14 protein-coding genes and 1 tRNA gene are annotated in these 16,497 nt (G+C 54.7%); 8 read left to right on the forward strand and 7 right to left on the reverse strand.

The genetic code is table 11. The features are described from left to right. Nucleotides 1-2 precede the first annotated feature (2 nt). The 5 genes from KBP52_RS30690 to KBP52_RS11470 form a co-directional block, all read right to left on the reverse strand. On the reverse strand, nucleotides 3-5,540 hold the full coding sequence (locus KBP52_RS30690; protein ID WP_212622774.1) for a calcium-binding protein: 5,538 nt from the start codon (nucleotides 5,538-5,540) through the stop codon (nucleotides 3-5). A gap of 2 nt (nucleotides 5,541-5,542) precedes the next feature. Further along, nucleotides 5,543-6,397, reverse strand: a complete 855-nt coding sequence (locus tag KBP52_RS11455; protein WP_212622775.1) for a hypothetical protein — start codon at nucleotides 6,395-6,397, stop codon at nucleotides 5,543-5,545. Nucleotide 6,398: 1 nt separating this feature from the next. Continuing rightward, nucleotides 6,399-7,643: a glycosyltransferase family 4 protein gene (locus KBP52_RS11460; RefSeq protein ID WP_212622776.1), complete on the reverse strand. Its 1,245-nt coding sequence runs from the start codon at nucleotides 7,641-7,643 to the stop codon at nucleotides 6,399-6,401. Between the two features lie 195 nt (nucleotides 7,644-7,838). Further along, nucleotides 7,839-8,246, reverse strand: coding sequence for a hypothetical protein (locus KBP52_RS11465; RefSeq protein WP_034153134.1), 408 nt, complete (start codon nucleotides 8,244-8,246; stop codon nucleotides 7,839-7,841). A gap of 180 nt (nucleotides 8,247-8,426) precedes the next feature. Continuing rightward, nucleotides 8,427-8,678 carry a hypothetical protein gene (locus KBP52_RS11470; RefSeq protein ID WP_116028851.1) on the reverse strand — a complete coding sequence of 84 codons (252 nt, stop codon included), beginning with the start codon at nucleotides 8,676-8,678 and terminating at the stop codon, nucleotides 8,427-8,429. 326 nt (nucleotides 8,679-9,004) lie between these two features. Here KBP52_RS11470 and KBP52_RS11475 point away from each other — a divergent pair, with 326 nt between their 5' ends. From KBP52_RS11475 to KBP52_RS11505, 7 genes are all read left to right on the forward strand, one after another. Beyond that, on the forward strand, nucleotides 9,005-10,492 hold the full coding sequence (locus KBP52_RS11475) for a sensor domain-containing diguanylate cyclase (protein ID WP_212622777.1): 1,488 nt from the start codon (nucleotides 9,005-9,007) through the stop codon (nucleotides 10,490-10,492). Beyond that, nucleotides 10,485-10,715 carry a cysteine-rich CWC family protein gene (locus KBP52_RS11480; protein WP_053118015.1) on the forward strand — a complete coding sequence of 77 codons (231 nt, stop codon included), beginning with the start codon at nucleotides 10,485-10,487 and terminating at the stop codon, nucleotides 10,713-10,715. Before KBP52_RS11475 ends, KBP52_RS11480 begins: the two co-directional genes overlap by 8 nt. A 33-nt stretch (nucleotides 10,716-10,748) precedes the next feature. Further along, the gene (locus KBP52_RS11485) at nucleotides 10,749-11,441 is read left to right on the forward strand and encodes a pseudouridine synthase (protein WP_212622778.1); all 693 of its coding nucleotides are present in this window, start codon (nucleotides 10,749-10,751) and stop codon (nucleotides 11,439-11,441) included. A 316-nt stretch (nucleotides 11,442-11,757) separates the two neighbouring features. Further along, nucleotides 11,758-12,642: an alpha/beta hydrolase gene (locus KBP52_RS11490; RefSeq protein WP_077571505.1), complete on the forward strand. Its 885-nt coding sequence runs from the start codon at nucleotides 11,758-11,760 to the stop codon at nucleotides 12,640-12,642. A 158-nt stretch (nucleotides 12,643-12,800) separates the two neighbouring features. After that, a tRNA-Gly gene (locus tag KBP52_RS11495) sits at nucleotides 12,801-12,874 on the forward strand. Nucleotides 12,875-13,189: 315 nt separating this feature from the next. Further along, nucleotides 13,190-13,915: a zeta toxin family protein gene (locus KBP52_RS11500; RefSeq protein ID WP_212623125.1), complete on the forward strand. Its 726-nt coding sequence runs from the start codon at nucleotides 13,190-13,192 to the stop codon at nucleotides 13,913-13,915. Beyond that, a complete protein-coding gene (locus tag KBP52_RS11505; RefSeq protein ID WP_176091699.1) occupies nucleotides 13,912-14,070 on the forward strand; it encodes a hypothetical protein in 159 nt (52 codons plus the stop codon). Before KBP52_RS11500 ends, KBP52_RS11505 begins: the two co-directional genes overlap by 4 nt. Nucleotides 14,071-14,113: 43 nt before the next feature. On the opposite strand, the gene KBP52_RS11510 is transcribed toward KBP52_RS11505, so the two are convergent. Next, nucleotides 14,114-15,336 (reverse strand): IS3 family transposase gene (locus KBP52_RS11510; RefSeq protein ID WP_212620801.1). Its coding sequence is split into 2 segments (ribosomal slippage): nucleotides 14,114-14,985 and nucleotides 14,985-15,336, totalling 1,224 coding nucleotides; the frame shifts between segments, so codons are not numbered across the junction. A 250-nt stretch (nucleotides 15,337-15,586) separates the two neighbouring features. On the opposite strand from KBP52_RS11510, the gene KBP52_RS11515 reads away from it, so the two are divergent. Continuing rightward, nucleotides 15,587-15,991, forward strand: a complete 405-nt coding sequence (locus KBP52_RS11515; protein ID WP_077571503.1) for a type II toxin-antitoxin system HicB family antitoxin — start codon at nucleotides 15,587-15,589, stop codon at nucleotides 15,989-15,991. Between the two features lie 86 nt (nucleotides 15,992-16,077). Here KBP52_RS11515 and KBP52_RS11520 read toward each other — a convergent pair whose 3' ends face one another. Beyond that, the gene (locus KBP52_RS11520; RefSeq protein WP_212622779.1) at nucleotides 16,078-16,440 is read right to left on the reverse strand and encodes a DUF6124 family protein; all 363 of its coding nucleotides are present in this window, start codon (nucleotides 16,438-16,440) and stop codon (nucleotides 16,078-16,080) included. Between the last annotated feature and the right edge of the window lie 57 nt (nucleotides 16,441-16,497).

Here is a 16,497-nt window from a genome sequence, read left to right on the forward strand (position 1 = left end):
ACTCAGACATTCAGCTCGTAAAACTGAATAATCTCCGTCATCGCCCGCTGCGCTTCTTCGTCGCCCTTTATCAAAATGTCTTCGACATCCCTCAATGGCGGAAGAGGATGCAGACGTTCAGCAATCTGCATCGCGCTGTAGTCTTGAGTCGCAGTTCCTTCGCTGACTCTTATGAAGCCGATAGCGCTTTCGCCTGCGGCAAAATGATTGGAAACCCGGATTTTCGGTGCCATGCCGTAATCCACCACGATCACCAGATCATCGCGCTCACGGTGAAACTTCAAGTTGTCGATCTTCAGCCTGCGTTCGGAAAAGTCGATCCCGTCAAGGCCGTCTCCCCGATTGATGATCACGTCCCTGCCGAGGCCATCGTATCGGTAGATATCATTTCCGGCGCCGCCGGTTAGCGTGTCATTGCCCGGCCCACCTAACAGCAGATCATCACCGGGGCTGCCCGTGAGCACGTCATCCCCTTCCATGCCTCGGATTTCCCCCGCGCCGCTTATCGTGTCGTTGCCTCGACCACCGACTAACGGCAGCGCCCGTCCGTCTCGCAGAGACGTAAAACGCGTTGAATTGTTAACGGTTACACCCGTATGAAAAGTCTCGGGCGCAGGGCCCAGCTGACTTGACTCCAAGAGTTGTTTCAAACTCACGACCGACCCATCGGCGAAATTCAAGAGCTCAATCCCGGCCCCCTCAAGTTCACCGTTGAGGGGCAAGACGATGCGAACTTTCTGTATCCCACCCCAATTGATATCGAGTGTCGGATGGAGCATTTTCGCTCTTGGCGGATTGCGGTGTGCCCCGCGACCTGGGTTGGGTTCCAGCTCGACATATGTGGTTTCTATCAGCGCAGCACCCCAGCTCAATTGCAGTGCATCGCGCTGCGCATCTGCTGGAAGGACGACGGTGTCCTGATCGATCAACCCGTACTCGTCTTTCCACCCCGCTGCGCCAACTTCTGCTCGGTGGAAAACAGGGTTCGGCACATCCGCAATCGTGGTAGTTGCTCCGGCGTGCGCTTGCACGATGTAGGTGTCGGCACCGTCTTCACCGTAAAGCCAATCATCCCCTGCCCCGCTGACCAGATAGTCGGCGCCCTCGGAGCCCAGCAAGGTGTCGTCACCTGCACCTGCGGATAAAAACGCTCCCGGTGTTCTGCCGCCGACAGTGCCGTAGTCAAGTGGGGAGCCTGCATAACCGACAATCAGATCGTCTCCCGCGCCGCCGTGGAAAACGTTTTCCACTTCGACGTTGACTCGCCCGCCGGCATCGTCGCCAGGGACGATTTTGCGTTTGATCGTTTCAGTTGTGACATCCCAGCGAAACGCCTTGGGCACCGTTTCCCCCGAACCGAAGCTTGTTGCCGGATAGATGTACCAGCCCTCAAGCGCGCCGGATTCCTTACGGTCTTCAACCAATACATCTCCCGTATTGAATGAAAAGCCGTTGGCCGAGCCGGATCGATAATAGCGAGGCGCCTGACTCGAAGAGGCTATCGCCCCATCGGCTTTCACCTGCTTATGTTCGACACGGCTTGTGGTTTTCGACTGCCTTTCACTGACCACGGCTTGCCCTGCATCAACCTTCATCCATGGCGGCGTTTCAGACAGTGTTCCCGCTTCGACGCCGTCATCGCTCAGCTCGGTGTGAGTGATGTAACCGGTGTCGCTAGTCGTGATATGACTGCGAACCCAGACGCCTTGATCACTCAAGGTGAAACCTGTGGCGTGTTTGCGGGCGTAGCGCTTGGATTTGATTTGCGCGAGGAATTTTTCAGTCCAGTCAACGGGGTGATCAGATGCCACAGGGCGTTGCGCCGCGATGGTGTCTGGATGAACCGGATCTTCAACTTTGCTTTGCTGGATTCCTGAGGCGGTTACAACTTCCGGTACAGGTGACTCGGGCACCTTTATCGGCGGCAATGTTTTGCGCAGGACATCCTCATAACCAAGTACAACGCCATCGCTGAAGCTGAACGTGGAATTCTTCCATTCTTCATAATTCCTGATAAGGATGGCGTCCCCCTCACCATTGAACAGCCGCAATACCCGGCCTACGGAAACATCAATGATGTCGGCTTTCAAACGTTCCGCAGAGAACCCGGCACCGAACTTGATGACATTGCTGCCACCTGAATCGGTGATAACGTCAAGACCATCACCCACCCCGAAATAGTAAACATCAGCGCCGTCATGGCCCTCCATCACGTCGTTACCGGCCCCGCCATCAAAAACGTTATTGCCTGAATCGCCGCGAAGGTGGTCTACACCCTCCCCGCCCACTAATGTGTCGTTGCCACCACCGCCCAGCAAGGTATCGTTGCCTGAACCACCGTCCAGATAATCCGCGCCGTGCTCGGCCTCGGCTGTCTGCTCGTAGTCGCCGGATAAAATGTCATCATCAGCGCCGCCATAAAGCGTGTCGGCGCCCAAGCCGCCCAAAAGGGTATCGTTTCCTTCACCGCCTTGAAGGTAATCATTGTTGATTCCACCTGACTGCAGGTTGGACACATCGCCATCCATTGCGTCAGCTCCTGCCCCACCGATCAGGGTATCAGAGCCACCCATTCCCTGAAGTGTGTCATCGCCCGCTCCACCATCAAGTAAATCATTACCGTGATAACGAACCGGATGCTCAGCATAATCCCCGGCCAGCGCGTCGTTACCTTCACCTCCGAACAGCAGATCATCCGCCCCACCGCCCCAGAGTGTGTCGTCTCCCGCACCACCGTCCAGCAGGTCATTTCCAAAAAAGTGGGCGGCGTCACCGGCAACGCCGTTCAGTACAATGTCATCCCCGTGGAGAGTGTCATTGCCAGAGCCACCATAAATCGCATCGGCTCCACCGTTACCAGCGAGCCAATCATCGCCACTGCCACCGTCCAATACATCGTTGCCATGGTGTTTGCTTTGCAGGCCACCTCCCCAATCGAGGTTGTCTCCCATCATTGTGTCGTTACCGCTTCCTCCGGCCAGCGTGTCATTCCCCTCTTCCCCCCTAAGAAGATCATCTTCAGTTCCGCCATCGAGCAGATCCTCACCCCATCCGCCATTGAGAACATCGCGACCGGCCTGACCGTAGAGAACATCGTTATTGCCCTCCGTCGAACTGTTAAAGGAGGCCTTTGAAAAGACAGTTCGATGACTGGTGACACCACCGTCTATAAGCACTTTGACGCGTGTGAATCCCCATTTCTGCTCCAGCGCGCCGGTCGTTTCATCCCCTGATAAAATGTCATCCCCCGCACCTCCAATCAGCGTATCCCGATCGTTACCGCCCAGAAGCACGTCCTGGGATGCCGTACCGATGAGCAAATCGTGACCAGCACCGCCATCAAGCCAATCGCCTCGAGCTGCTTTGCCTTTAGAGTCGCCAGCGGCCATGGCTTTTTCGAGCGTCGTCTGTTTGTCCCCAAACAACTGATCGTTTCCGGCCTTGCCGAATAATCGATCAGAACCGCCAAGTCCGAGAATGACGTCGTCCTTGGCAGAGCCGTAGAGCACATCGGCCTTGTTTCTGTGTTTTACGTTGGGTAATAGCAAGGCGTTGCCCAGCTCATCGTATGAGAACTGATCACCGGGAACATTGGGCTCGATATCTTTCGCTTTCCAGTCGCCCTGGAGAACCAGATCGGGAGCAGAGACCGTATGGCCTTGGTATTCAGGAAGTCGGATACCCAGCATCCCGGGGCGGAAGTTCTTGATAACGACGAGATCGTTCAGGCCATATTTGATGTTGAGCGTGGGTTCGCTGAGTTCTTCGATGAGAGTCAGGGTGATGGCCTGATCCTCGGTCGACCAGACATCGCTCAAAGGGGCGCGACGTTTGAGTGAAGGAATCGGCGAGCCGTTGATCCATAGCTGCCCATTTGCATTTGCTTCGAAGATCTCATCGATGCCATCACCGCTGGAAAACTCATAGCGGTCGCTGCCTGCGCCGCCGATCAAAGAGTCATTGCCCTTGCCTCCGAGCAAAACATCATCACCGGCCATTCCGTACAGCGCATCATTGCCGTCGCCTCCGGCCAGCAAGTCGTTGCCACCTCCACCCTCGATGACATCCTGACCTGCCAGCCCGTTGATCGTGTCATTGCCCACGCCGCCATACAGATGATCGGCATTTGCACCGCCGGCGAAAGATCGCCCGCCGTCATCACCGAACATCACCAGCGGGTTCAACACACCGGTGGTCATCAGCGCCTGTTTGGCTGAGGCGAGATCGGAGTAGGAAAACTTCTGCAGCGATTGTTCTCCAAACGAGCCCTGGGATCGAGCAATCAACCGGGCCAACATCTGCGCACGATCGGCGAGCCATTGCGCGGTGATGAAACCTTCGCCGGTCAGCGGATCGTAGAGCTCCAGTCCGCGTCCGGGATAACCGTCATCGCGTTCAATGACGATTTCACTGAGGTGCTTCAGGGAATTGCGCAGCGCCAGGCCGATGGGTGTCGACTCCCCAGCCAGTTTTGCCCATGAATCCGCGTTTCCGTATTCGCCTATTGATCGGGTGACGATGCTTTGGGACTGCTCTGGTGAAAATGCCGAGAAGAATGCGTAAGCGTTGGTGGCGAAGGTTTCATCGGTGGTAGGTGGCGCTGCTGAATCGCCGTCGTAAGTGCGCTTGAACATGTCCAGGAATTCATTCTGGCCATAGCGCAATATCAGGTCGACCACGACGGAAACCGGCGTGCCTTTCACTACATGCTGAATCAGCGGATTGAGGCTGCCACTGGCGAGCGCGATATTGATTTGCTCCGGCACGACGGAAAGCAGACTTTGCAATGGATTGACGCCGAAATTGCTGATCGCCGCTCGCAGGCCGACACTGTATGAATCGATGGCGAACAGAATATTTTTATAGTCATCGAGCCTGTTGGCTTTTGCTTGAGTCGGCGGGCCGCCATCTTCCCCTTGCGAATCACCAGCGGAGATCAATCTCCAGGTTTCATAGGGTGGCGCTCCACCCAACAGGCTGAATCCGACGGTCCCGGACCAGCCGGCATTGCGTTTCACGGCTGTATCGTCCTCCCCGCAAACCTTACTAAACAGAGCCTCGCCAATCGCGCTGGCATCGATTTCTGCGATCTGGCTAATGGACGGAACCGTCCAGGGTGCCAATCGATCAGCGAGGGATCCGTCGATCAGGGTATTGATGAAATTGACGGCGACTTGATTGGATGACAGCTGCATCAGGTCTTCACTGAAGATTTTATTCAGTCTCAATTCGCCTTGGCGCGAGGTGTAGCCGCGAATCAGGGCGGAGTAGGCACCGTTTCCCCCGTTGGCATCAATGGCCACGGCAAGCCAGAGCCTGGCGCTTTTCAGAACTTTTGCAGTCTCTTCATCAACAGCTAAAATTTCAGAAACTCTTCCATCGATAATATCAAATAGCTTTTGATACAGCGGAGCGCAGCCAGCCCCAGCCAACTCCAGCGCTTCGTACTGAAGCTCTTCTGAGCGCAGCCTCATCCCTTTGCAAATATTGGCCGCATTAAAGATTTCTGTTTTTTCCATATCGCTAAATACATAACTCATCTTTACTTCCTTGTAATAACAGCGTGTGAAAGATAATCACTGAGAAACTTGAGCATCCCAGGTGCTTCGCGTAATGAGGAAAGTCGGAGACTTACGCGACCGTGCCCCCCGGAAAAATCAAAGCTGTGCAGTTCCACTGTGCAAAAAAAACTCAACTTTCCAAAATCTAGATTTTCCAATTCAGTTCTGTTGAACTTTGCCAGTTTCTTGCCAGTCAGTTCTTCCTCGGAAGCCGGACGTATCAAGCCGTCACAATTTATTAATCGAGGGGTTCCATCACGCCGCGCCCAGCCAGTAATGACAAACGTTCTAACGACCCCCTCATTCTTGAAATGCGGCGGAGGTGCATTAAGCCAAATCTCCAGTCCAGGATAATTTTTCAACTTCACAATCAACTCATCCGGCCAGTTGACGTGCCGATAACCCCGTTCATGGGGCTCGGCAGTCTCTTTTCTTGTATAAAGCCCAGCGTTCACTTTATAAAGACGCCAAGTTTCAGGAGTCGGCTTTACACTCTGATCGTGGTACGACCGTATCTCCGTCCCGGTCCACCAGAAATGCCCCTTGAGCGTATTGGCAAGGCAGGCTTTCTTATTCGACAATTCAGGCATGCCAACATAAAACTCCGGCACCAGAGTCTTATCCACATAGCTACCGCCCAGTATGGGCACCTGCTTCAGGCTCGCCAGCTTCTTTTGACAGGCCTCCTGATCCGCGTAATAGATTGCCATCGCCTCGGCGACTTCTGCTTCACGGATATAAAAATCCACCACGCAATAACAGACATAAACAAACAAGCCATACTTCAACAATTTCTTAAACCATTTAACCCATTGCTTACGCGACATCCCGAGCATTTCAAATCTCCCGGTCAAACTGAGGTTCAGGCTGTTTCTTGAGATGCCCGGACGTCGTGTTTTCAAATACCTCAAAGTATTGTTTCGTGCCGTACTCCACATCAAATCTGCTCGCCGTCAACTTCGCGGCGCTGCGAAGGCAGTCGTACTCATCAACGGAACCAAGAACCCTGGCAATACGTTTGGCAATACTGTGATGATCGAAGAAATCCACCAGCATTCCATTGTGGCCATCAACGATCACCTCCCTTACCGGAGCCGTATCCGACGCTACTACCACACACCCAGAGGCCATCGCCTCCAGTAACGACCACGACAAAACAAACGGATACGTCAAATAAACATGGACTTTCGAACATTCCAGAACTGCCCGGTAAGTCTGGTAAGGAAGCTTCCCTGTGAAATGCACCCTGGAGTCATCGAAACTTACCTCTGCCTCCATCCTGCTGCGCCAATTTGCATATCCAACCGGCTTACATCCATAACTGACGTCATCACCGCCCACTATGATTATCTGCACATCGGGACACTCAGCCTGAATATGCGGGATCGCTCGCATAAAACTATGAAACCCGCGATAAGGCTCAAGATTCCTCGCGACATAAGTAACGATCGGCTGCCCGGCTCTCAGCTCGATGCCATTGGGCAACCTGACTGCCCCAGCTTTCGCCAGGTAAGAACTTTGAATGACGCCCTCGTGAATAACCCGAATGGCCGACCGATAAGCTGCAGGAAACAGGCTGCGCTGCCACCGCGTAGGCGCGATGGCAATGTCACATTGTTCGAGATTCAAAAGATGCAGCGAATTGAGTATTCGCAGCCTTGATGACTCCCTTGGGGCTCGCGGGAATTCAGGGTCGAACCCGGAATCCGCGCCCTGCGCTCGATAGTAATATTCGCAATAGTGAATAAGCGGCGTCTCAGGATAGACATCCTTGACGAAGAGCGTTTCCCCCCATCCGGGATGAGCGAGAATCACGTCCGGCCGATAACCCGAATGTTTCAGCCGGCTCAGAATTTCAAAAACCTTCTGTCCATCAGTCACCGCTTGTTCGTAACGGGTCAGATAGGGGTGAATATCGCCTGGTGCTCTACTGGCAGCGCGGTATCGATAAATTTTCACCTCTGCGATACCCGGCGCCGTATCCCGACCTATCGCCAAAACCTCATAACGCCTGTCAATCGCTGCCAGCACCACGTGACGGAACTGGCCCGGAAAATTTTGGTGAATCACAAGAAGCTTCATAGCGGCATCGTCCGTTTATTCGCCGCTATTGAACTGAGTTTTGCTCACCTCGATCGGCAGGAACAAACGCTAACAAATGCAAGGAAATGAAACTGTAGGAAGCGTCTGGGAATGTCCTAGGAGATGGCTAACGGGACGACTTTTCGACGGGCATAAAAAAGCGGCGCTAATTGCGCCGCTTTCATTTGCGTGGATTTACCAGCGGTTGCCACGTCCATTGTGGTCACCGCGCCCGCTGTGGCGATCATAGTTGCCACGACCGCGGTGGTCGTTATCCCAACCGCCGCGACGGTGGCCATCCCAGCGTCCGCGATCGTTGTCGTGCCAGCGACGGCTTTCGTAATAGCGCGGGGCCGGTTGATAGTAACGCGGCGCCGATTGGTAATAGCGCGGTTGCTGGTAATACCGCGGGGCTGGCTGGTAGTAGCGTGGCTGCGCGTAATACGTGCTGCCACCGTTGTAATACGTGCCGCCCGTGTTGTAGTAGGCCGGTGCGGGTGATGTGTAGACCTCTGAGCTGTAATACGAGTCCGCGTAGGAGTACGGGACGCAACCGGCAACGGAAAACATCAACGCAGCAAGTAGAAGAATTCGTCTATACATGGCGGCCTCCTGGACCGCGGGTTGGCCACACCAGCGACGCTGGCAGGCGACAGTCATTTAATCGGTGACTGTCGAAAAATCAGACAGCGTTTTCGGCATCTGGTGCGTTCCTGCAACAAGTTGAAACAAGTGATTGATGAAATCCTGTTCATTTGGAAAACGCTGTCATTCAGCCGCTGATTAATGGTGGCCACCGTGATATCCGCCGCCGTGATAACCCCGTCCGTAACCGCCTCGATAGCCGTAGCCACCGTGGTAATAACGCGCGCCGCCGTAGTAGCGCGGACCGTAATAACCACCGTAGTAATAAGGCGAGTAATAGCCGGGAGAGTAGTAGGTGGCGGGATAAGCATCGTAGGGACCGGCGTAGTAGTAACAGCCGGAAATACCGAAAACCAGAACTGCACCGAGCAACACTTTGTGAATACGCATGGCGGCCTCCTGAAAGACCCACGGCCACAACGGAACAGAGCGGCCGACACACGTTTGACTGGTGCGGATCAATCAAGTGCCACGTCCCGCTTGGCTTCAGATCAGCGGTGTTCAGCCCATCGCAAAACCTTGCAGGAGTGAGCCTGCTCGCGATGACGGTGTATCAGCCACATCTTCACTGAATGTCACACTGCAATCGCGAGCAGGCTCACTCCTACAAGGTTGGCTTTGCGTCAGGAACGATCATTCGCGCCGCACATGGTGCAGTTATTTCCAGGCAGTGCCACTAGAATGCATGCCATCGGGCCACTGCCAACGGAACTGCCATGCCGCTTCGTTCTCCCCTGTACTCGCAACGCTCGCTGGTTCTGACGCTGATCGCCCTGCTCGGCGCCGGGTTTCTCGCCACGTCGTTGCTCAGCTACTACGCCTCCCGCGCGTCGATCCGCGACAACATCGTCAACACCGAACTGCCGCTGACCTCCGACACGGTCTACTCGGAAATCCAGAAAGACCTCGTCAGACCGATCCTGATTTCCTCGATGATGTCCCGCGACACCTTCATGCGCGACTGGGTGGTCAATGGCGAGCAGAATCCCGAGCAGATGACCCGCTACCTCGACGAAGTCATGACCCATTACGGCGCCTACACCGCGTTCTTCGTCTCCAACGCCAGCCACACCTATTACCACGCCAAAGGCGTGCTCAAGCAGGTCAAGGTCGACGAACCGCGCGACGCCTGGTACTTCCGCGTGCGTGACATGAAGGATCCGTACGAGATCAACGTCGACCCGGATCTGGCCAACAAGGACAACCTGACCTTCTTCATCAACTACAAGGTTTACGACTACCACAACCGCTTCATCGGTGCGGCGGGCGTCGGTCTGACCGTGGACGCGGTGATCAAGCTGATCGACAAGTATCAACAGCGCTATCAACGCAGCGTGTATTTCGTCGACACCTTCGGCCGACTGGTATTGACCGGCGCCGAGGGCGGTCCGGAAGGTGCGCACATCGGCAAGAGTCTCGGCGAACTCGAGAGCATGAAGAGTCTGGTCAGCCAGTTGCCGAAACCGCACAGCGGCAGCTACGAATATTCCGCCCACGGTCAGGGGCATTTCCTCAACGTGCGGTTTATCCCGGAGCTGAACTGGTATCTGTTTGTCGATAAACGCGAAGACGGCGCGCTGAGTGAGATCCGCCAGTCGCTGTATCTGAACCTGCTTATCTGCCTGCTGGTAACGCTGATTGTGTTGGCGCTGCTCAACCGCGTGATCAAGCGCTACCAAAGCAAAATCCAGGCGCAGGCCATTCTCGACAGCCTCACCGAACTGCCCAACCGGCGTGGCTTCGACATTCTCGCCGCACAGGCCCTGCACGAAGCGCAACGCGAGACCAAACCGCTAACGGCGTTGCTGCTCGACCTCGATCACTTCAAAGTGTTGAACGACACTTACGGGCACATGGCCGGCGATCAGGTGTTGATCGGTTTTGCTCGCGACCTGCAAAGCTGCCTGCGCCACGCCGACATTGTCTGTCGCTGGGGCGGAGAGGAATTTATCGTTTTACTGAAAGACACCGACGGCGACACCGGTCAGAAAATTGCCGAGAAGATCCGCCAACACGTCGAACAACACGAATATGCCTACGACGGCCACCGCCTCCATCTGACGGTGAGCATCGGCGCCACCACCCTGCAGCGCGATGACACCTTGCACAGCCTGCTGTCGCGGGCCGATCATGCGATGTACCGAGCCAAACAAACCGGCCGCAACCGCACCTGCGTGGAAATGCCTCACTCGACTTATGCCTGATTCTGACGTTAAACCCGACCATTGCCCGGCTTGCGGCGCCCGCAACGACTGCAGCCTCGCCGACCCGCGCACCGCCGACCGCGAATGCTGGTGCTATGGCGTGAGCATCGATCCGGCCGTGCTTGAAGCGCTGCCGCCAGCGCTGCGCAATCAATCCTGCCTGTGCCCGCGTTGCGCGCAAGTCGAGGCGCAACTGCAAGCGGCCAAGCGGCCGATCCCGTAAGATGCGCGGCCCTTCATTCATCGAACACTGATCATGCGCGTTGACCGTTTCCTCAGCAACCTGCCCCGCTACAACCGTCAGCAGGTTCGCCTGTTGCTGGTGGAAAAGCGCGTGCGGCTTGACGGAAAAGTCGTCAGCGATCCGCACAGTGAAGTGCTGGAGTTCAGCCGCGTCGAAGTCGATGACGAAGTGCTACAAGTCGGCAAACCGGCGCGCTATTTCATGTTGCACAAGCCGCCAGGCTGCGTCAGCGCCACGCGTGACCCGCAGCATCCGACCGTGCTCGACCTGATCGATGAACCAAACAAGGACGACCTGCACATCGCCGGACGCCTGGACTTCAACACCACTGGCCTGATGTTGATCACCAACGACGGCGCGTGGTCACGCCGCCTGACCCAGCCGCAGACCAAATCGCCGAAGGTCTACTACGTCGAGACCGAGCAAGAGATTGGCGCAGAATATGCGACCACTTTTGCCAAGGGCATCTACTTCGCCTTCGAAGACCTGACCACACAGCCTGCGCAGTTGGAGCTGCTCGGGCCACGCTCGGCGCGGCTGAGCATCGTCGAGGGGCGTTACCATCAGGTAAAGCGCATGTTTGGTTTCTTCAACAACAAAGTCCTGCGCCTGCACCGCGAATCAATGGGCCTGCTACACCTCGATAACGCGCTAAAACCGGGCGAGTACCGCGCTTTGCGCACCGAAGAGATTCATTTGTTCTAAGCCGGCGACCGCTCAGCAGAAGTTGTCGAACAATTTACCAACGGCACTTGCGCGATCCCGACTCCCCTGCTTGAATCAGGACGTCGGCCAGAATGTGACCGATGAGTCACAACATGCATCCAAGAAACTTTTTGCCGGTAGAGAGCCTTCAAGGCTCCGCCTCAGCCGGCAGACTGCCCGCCAATAACAATACCCGTCGACCGCAGTCATGGATCGACATGGGCCAAGCAAATTCCAGGCGTATGCCTACCTGTCACAAAGCTCGTGCAATCTCTATTTGCGCGCATACCCGCTTGCTTGCCAGGAGTCTTATGACATGAGGCCAGAAATCGCTGTGCTGGATATACAGGGTCAGTATCGGGTTTACACGGAGTTCTATCGCGCAGACGCCGCAGAAAAGACCATCATCCTGGTCAACGGCTCGATGGCCACGACTGCGTCGTTTGCACAGACTGTGAAAAACCTGCACCCGCAATTCAACGTGGTTTGCTACGACCAACCCTACGCGGGTCGGTCAAAAGCCCACAACCGCCATGAGAAACATCTGACGAAAGACGTCGAAGGGCAGATTCTGCTGGAGCTGATCGACCACTTCGCCGCCGAACACGTGCTGTCGTTCTCCTGGGGCGGCGCCGCGACCCTGGTCGCTCTCGCCCAGCAGCCACGGCGCATCGAACGGGCGGTGATCAGCTCGTTCTCGCCGGTGATCAACGCGCACATGCTTGATTACCTCGAACGCGGCGTCGACTACCTCGGCCAGCGCGACGGCGACCGCGTCGGCCATCTGGTCAACAACACCATCGGCAAACACCTGCCGTCACTGTTCAAACGCTTCAACTATCGCCACGTCAGCAGCCTGGCCGAGCACGAATACGGGCAGATGCACTTCCACATCAGCGACGTGCTGCACAGCGATCGGCAGTGCTACTTGAATGCGGCGAAAAAGATCAACGTGCCGGTGCTGTTTCTCAACGGCGAATGGGACGAATACACCGCAGCCGAAGACGCGCGCCTGTTTGGCAATCATGTGGCGCAGAGCACGTTCACCACGCTGCAAGCCACCGGGCACTTTCTCGATATGGAGCACAAAGCGGCATGCCGCGATAGCCAGAACGCCTTGCTCGGCTTTCTGAAACCGGCACAGCAGACCAGCCGAACGCGTTACTCGTTTGTTCAGGATCAACATGCATTGGCTATTTGAAAGGGTGTCGTCGCGAGCGAGGCTGTGGGGTTGAGATTCTGCTTTACGCACCGCAGTGCTCGCCCGCGATTGACCGTTTTCAATGATTCAAAGCGTTCATGAGTAAAAGAAAAACTTCAAATCCGTGGCCGAGTCTGGTACAAAGTCAGCCGCTCTGAGCGGGTATAGTTTAATGGTAGAACAGTAGCTTCCCAAGCTTCCGACGAGGGTTCGATTCCCTCTACCCGCTCCACTCAATTTTTGTCTCACGTTGTGTTTTTTTGACGGGGGATGCAGGGATAGAAAAAACCGGCCTATAGGGCCGGTTTTTTTGTGGCTGGGATTTGAGGTTTGCCATTTGGGCAGTACGGAACCTTTCAGAAACACTCCGTTGATTGCAGATTCGCCAGTCCCCTCTACGCTTCGTTTTCTCTAATGACAACAAGTGCAGTCTGTTCAAGAGAATGATCTACACGTGGCGCTCGGTACAGAAAACCCGGAGCACACGGCAAATCACTGCTCACTCTAAGAGGTTGCGCTCTCAGTGCAGGAAGATAAAAGGCAGGGAATGACGGAAGAGGAGCAGACCATCTGGGATGGTGCAATCAAGTTTGCTCGATCAAACAAGAAAGCTATCGGTAAGCGGCTAACCGATCAGGCCACCTATCCTCCCGAAAAAGAACCTGTTTCGGTATTCATGGCAGGTTCGCCGGGCGCTGGTAAAACAGAGGCATCATTAGCCCTGCTGAACCTCTTCTCCGATACCCCCATCCTGCGAATCGATCCAGACGAACTCAGAAACGAATTTGAAGCCTATCAAGGTGGCAATGCCTGGCTTTTCCAAGGAGCCGTTTCAATTCTCGTCGGAAAGCTGATTGACCTTGCCCTGGAGCGAAAACAGTCTTTCCTGCTGGACGGGACGCTTTCCAATATGGAGATCGCAAGGAAAAATGTGCAGCGCTGCCTAGACAAAGGGAGATTTGTGCAAATTCTCTACGTCTATCAAGATCCTAGACTTGCCTGGTCCTTTGTCAGAGCCCGTGAGGAAGCCGAAGGACGAAGGATTCGACCGGAGCATTTCGTCGACCAATACTTTGCAGCGCGTGACGTGGTAAACACCCTTAAGCTAGAGTTTGGCAAGGACATTCATGTCGATCTGCTCGTGAAGCACATTGATAATTCTGGACGCCTCTACAAGGCTGGCGTCGACAAGATCGACTACCATATCCCCGAGAAGCATACGAGACACGATCTGATGGCCATGCTTGGGATCAATGACGGAGTAACCCCATGAAATTCGGATCCACAAAAGAGTCCACGAGTCCATTCGCAGACTTCATTCGGAATGCGAAATCGGAAGAGAAGAAGCGCGTTTACAGTGAAGTGCTCACCGAAGCTACCAAAAAACAGAATGAAGTGATGTCGGCGGCGCGTGAAAAGCAGGCGTGATTACTTTACTGAATGTCTAGTCCTGAAATAGGTTTACACCTATTCACCCTAACGCCCGATGCACCGCATCGGGCGTTTTGTATTTTAAGGAAAGGTGCGGCCGCTCTTGGTTGTAGATCGTAATAGCCTCCCGCACCATCTGTTCAGCCTGTTCTAGATTTTCTGGCCTGTAGAGCAGCAGCTCTGTTTTCAGAATGCCGTTAACCCGCTCTGCGAGAGCGTTTTGGTAGCAATCGTAGCCATCGGTCATTGAGCAAGTGACGTCATGTTTGGCGTGCAGCTTCTGGTAAAGATCAGAGCAGTACTGTGCGCCTCGATCCGAGTGATGCACCAGTCGTTGCTTTGTTCGGCGCTCTTTTAGCGCCTTTCGGAAGGCTTGAGCCACGGATTTGGCGTGCAGGCTGTCATGTACGTGAAAGCCGACAATTTTTCTCGAGTAAGCATCTGTCACCAAACTCAAGTAAACAGATCCTTCTCGTGTGGGGATGTAGGTGATATCTGCTACCCAGACTTGTTCTGGGCCGGTCGCAATCACTTGATGCGGGCCAGGTTTCAGGAGGTTGGGATGGCAGCGAAAACGATGATGGCTGTCAGTCGTCTTGTGATAGGCCCGTTTTCTACGTACCAGTTGTCGATGATCGCGCAAAACATCGAATAGACGATCCCTTCCAACATGCAGTTCTTGTCTCTCGCGTTTGGCATGCATCATCGAATGTAACTTACGAGTACCGATGCAGGGCTGACGTAAGCGGATCTCATGCACAAACTTGATGAGCTTCTGGTCTTGCTCAAGCCTGGATCGGTAAGCCCGATCTCGCTTGTAATAGGCTTGGCGACTTATTCCCATAAACTGGCAAGCCCTGCTGACACTCAGGGTTTGGGTTTGCGCAACGACTTGCCTGGCCGCTTTTTTACAACGGATACGCCATAGTCATTCTTCAGAACATCGACCACGTCTTCAAAAAATTTGGCTTTCTGATTGGCCAGCGCCAATTGTTCTTCAAGCTCTTTGATTCTCTGCTCAGGCGTCAGCGGCAAAGTTGGCTCGTCCATCGGTCGAGTCCTCTGAGAGCGAATGGAGGCGCCTTGGCTCCAATCCTGCCGACCATGCTTGCGTAACCAAACCAGAACCGTCGACCGGCCTTGAATCCCATAGCGCCGTTGAGCCTCTTTATAACTCAACTCGCCTTTTTCGACCTGATCGACAACCGACAATTTAAAAGTCAGTGTGTAATCGCGCTGACTCCGCTTTTCGCCCGTCTCCATTGCACCCTCCTGATAAGAAGCCAGAAGGTGTAAACCTTATTTAGGACGAGGCAGAATTTTAAAAAAAGCCCGGCAAAGTGCCGGGCTTTTTCTTTCTCGTTTTACCGTACCGCAATGTCTATTCCAGTTTTTAACGTTTGCCCCGTTGCAGAATGATTCAGAAACACAGCGTTGATTGCAGAAACGCCATCCCCCTTTACGCTTTGATCTCTCTAACAAAAAGCGCTGCGTGCTCAAGGGGATGATCTAGATGCTCTATCCAATCGCAATGTCTGCCAGTGACGGTGAATGTGCCTGGGGGGTTGAGGTGCCGGATCTGCCGGGGTGTTTTTCTGCCGGTGAGGATCAAGAGGATGCCATTGAGATGGCAAAAGCGGCCATAGAGGCCCACATCGAAATTCTGGCGGAAAGTGGTGCAGCCATTCCGGTCGCTGGGAAACTTGGAACTCACTTCTCCAATCAGAAATACGCAGGCTGCGTTTGGGCGTTGGTGGATGCGGATGTCGGTCGGTGCCTCGGGAGTCCGCAGGAACTGAGTATTACGCTACCGGGCTACCTGCTGGAGCGGATTGATCTTCACGTTCACCATCATCCGGAGGAGAAGAATCGTTCGGCGTTTTTGACTTCGGCGGCCTTGCGGATGTTGGCGCCTTGAATCGTGAATGTTCGTAGGCGCAACTATAAAAAACCGGCCCTTAGAGCCGGTTTTTTTGTGTCTGCTACAAATCGACGATTTTTTGATTACTCAGCCGGCACAACCTTATCCAGTGCCTGATTCACCGCCAATTCACCCAACATGACCACCTGCGCGATGCCGAGTGCAGTCTTGCGGTGTGAGGTGTCGAGCAACGCGGCGAAGTTGTTGAGCATGGTGGTGGCAGAGCCGAGTGTTTCGCTGGCGTTGGCCAACAGGGATTCGGTGTCGTATTTCGGGTTGGCGAGGTACATCGGTTCGGGTTCGTGGGTGGAACCCATGATTCTGGCCGTGGGGCTGAGGTAGTGGTCGAGGGCGCGTTCGGCGGCTTCGTGGAATTTCTTTGAGTTGGGTGATTCGTAGGGGGATGCCGGATCGGTTTCCGGCGGATTTGGCGTTACTTTGAACATTTGGTGTATTCCAAAATAGGGCTACGACCATTCCGCTGCTACACGAAAGGGTGGCGG

Origin of the sequence: Pseudomonas sp. SCA2728.1_7 (assembly GCF_018138145.1) — a bacterium.
Lineage (GTDB): Bacteria > Pseudomonadota > Gammaproteobacteria > Pseudomonadales > Pseudomonadaceae > Aquipseudomonas > Aquipseudomonas koreensis_A.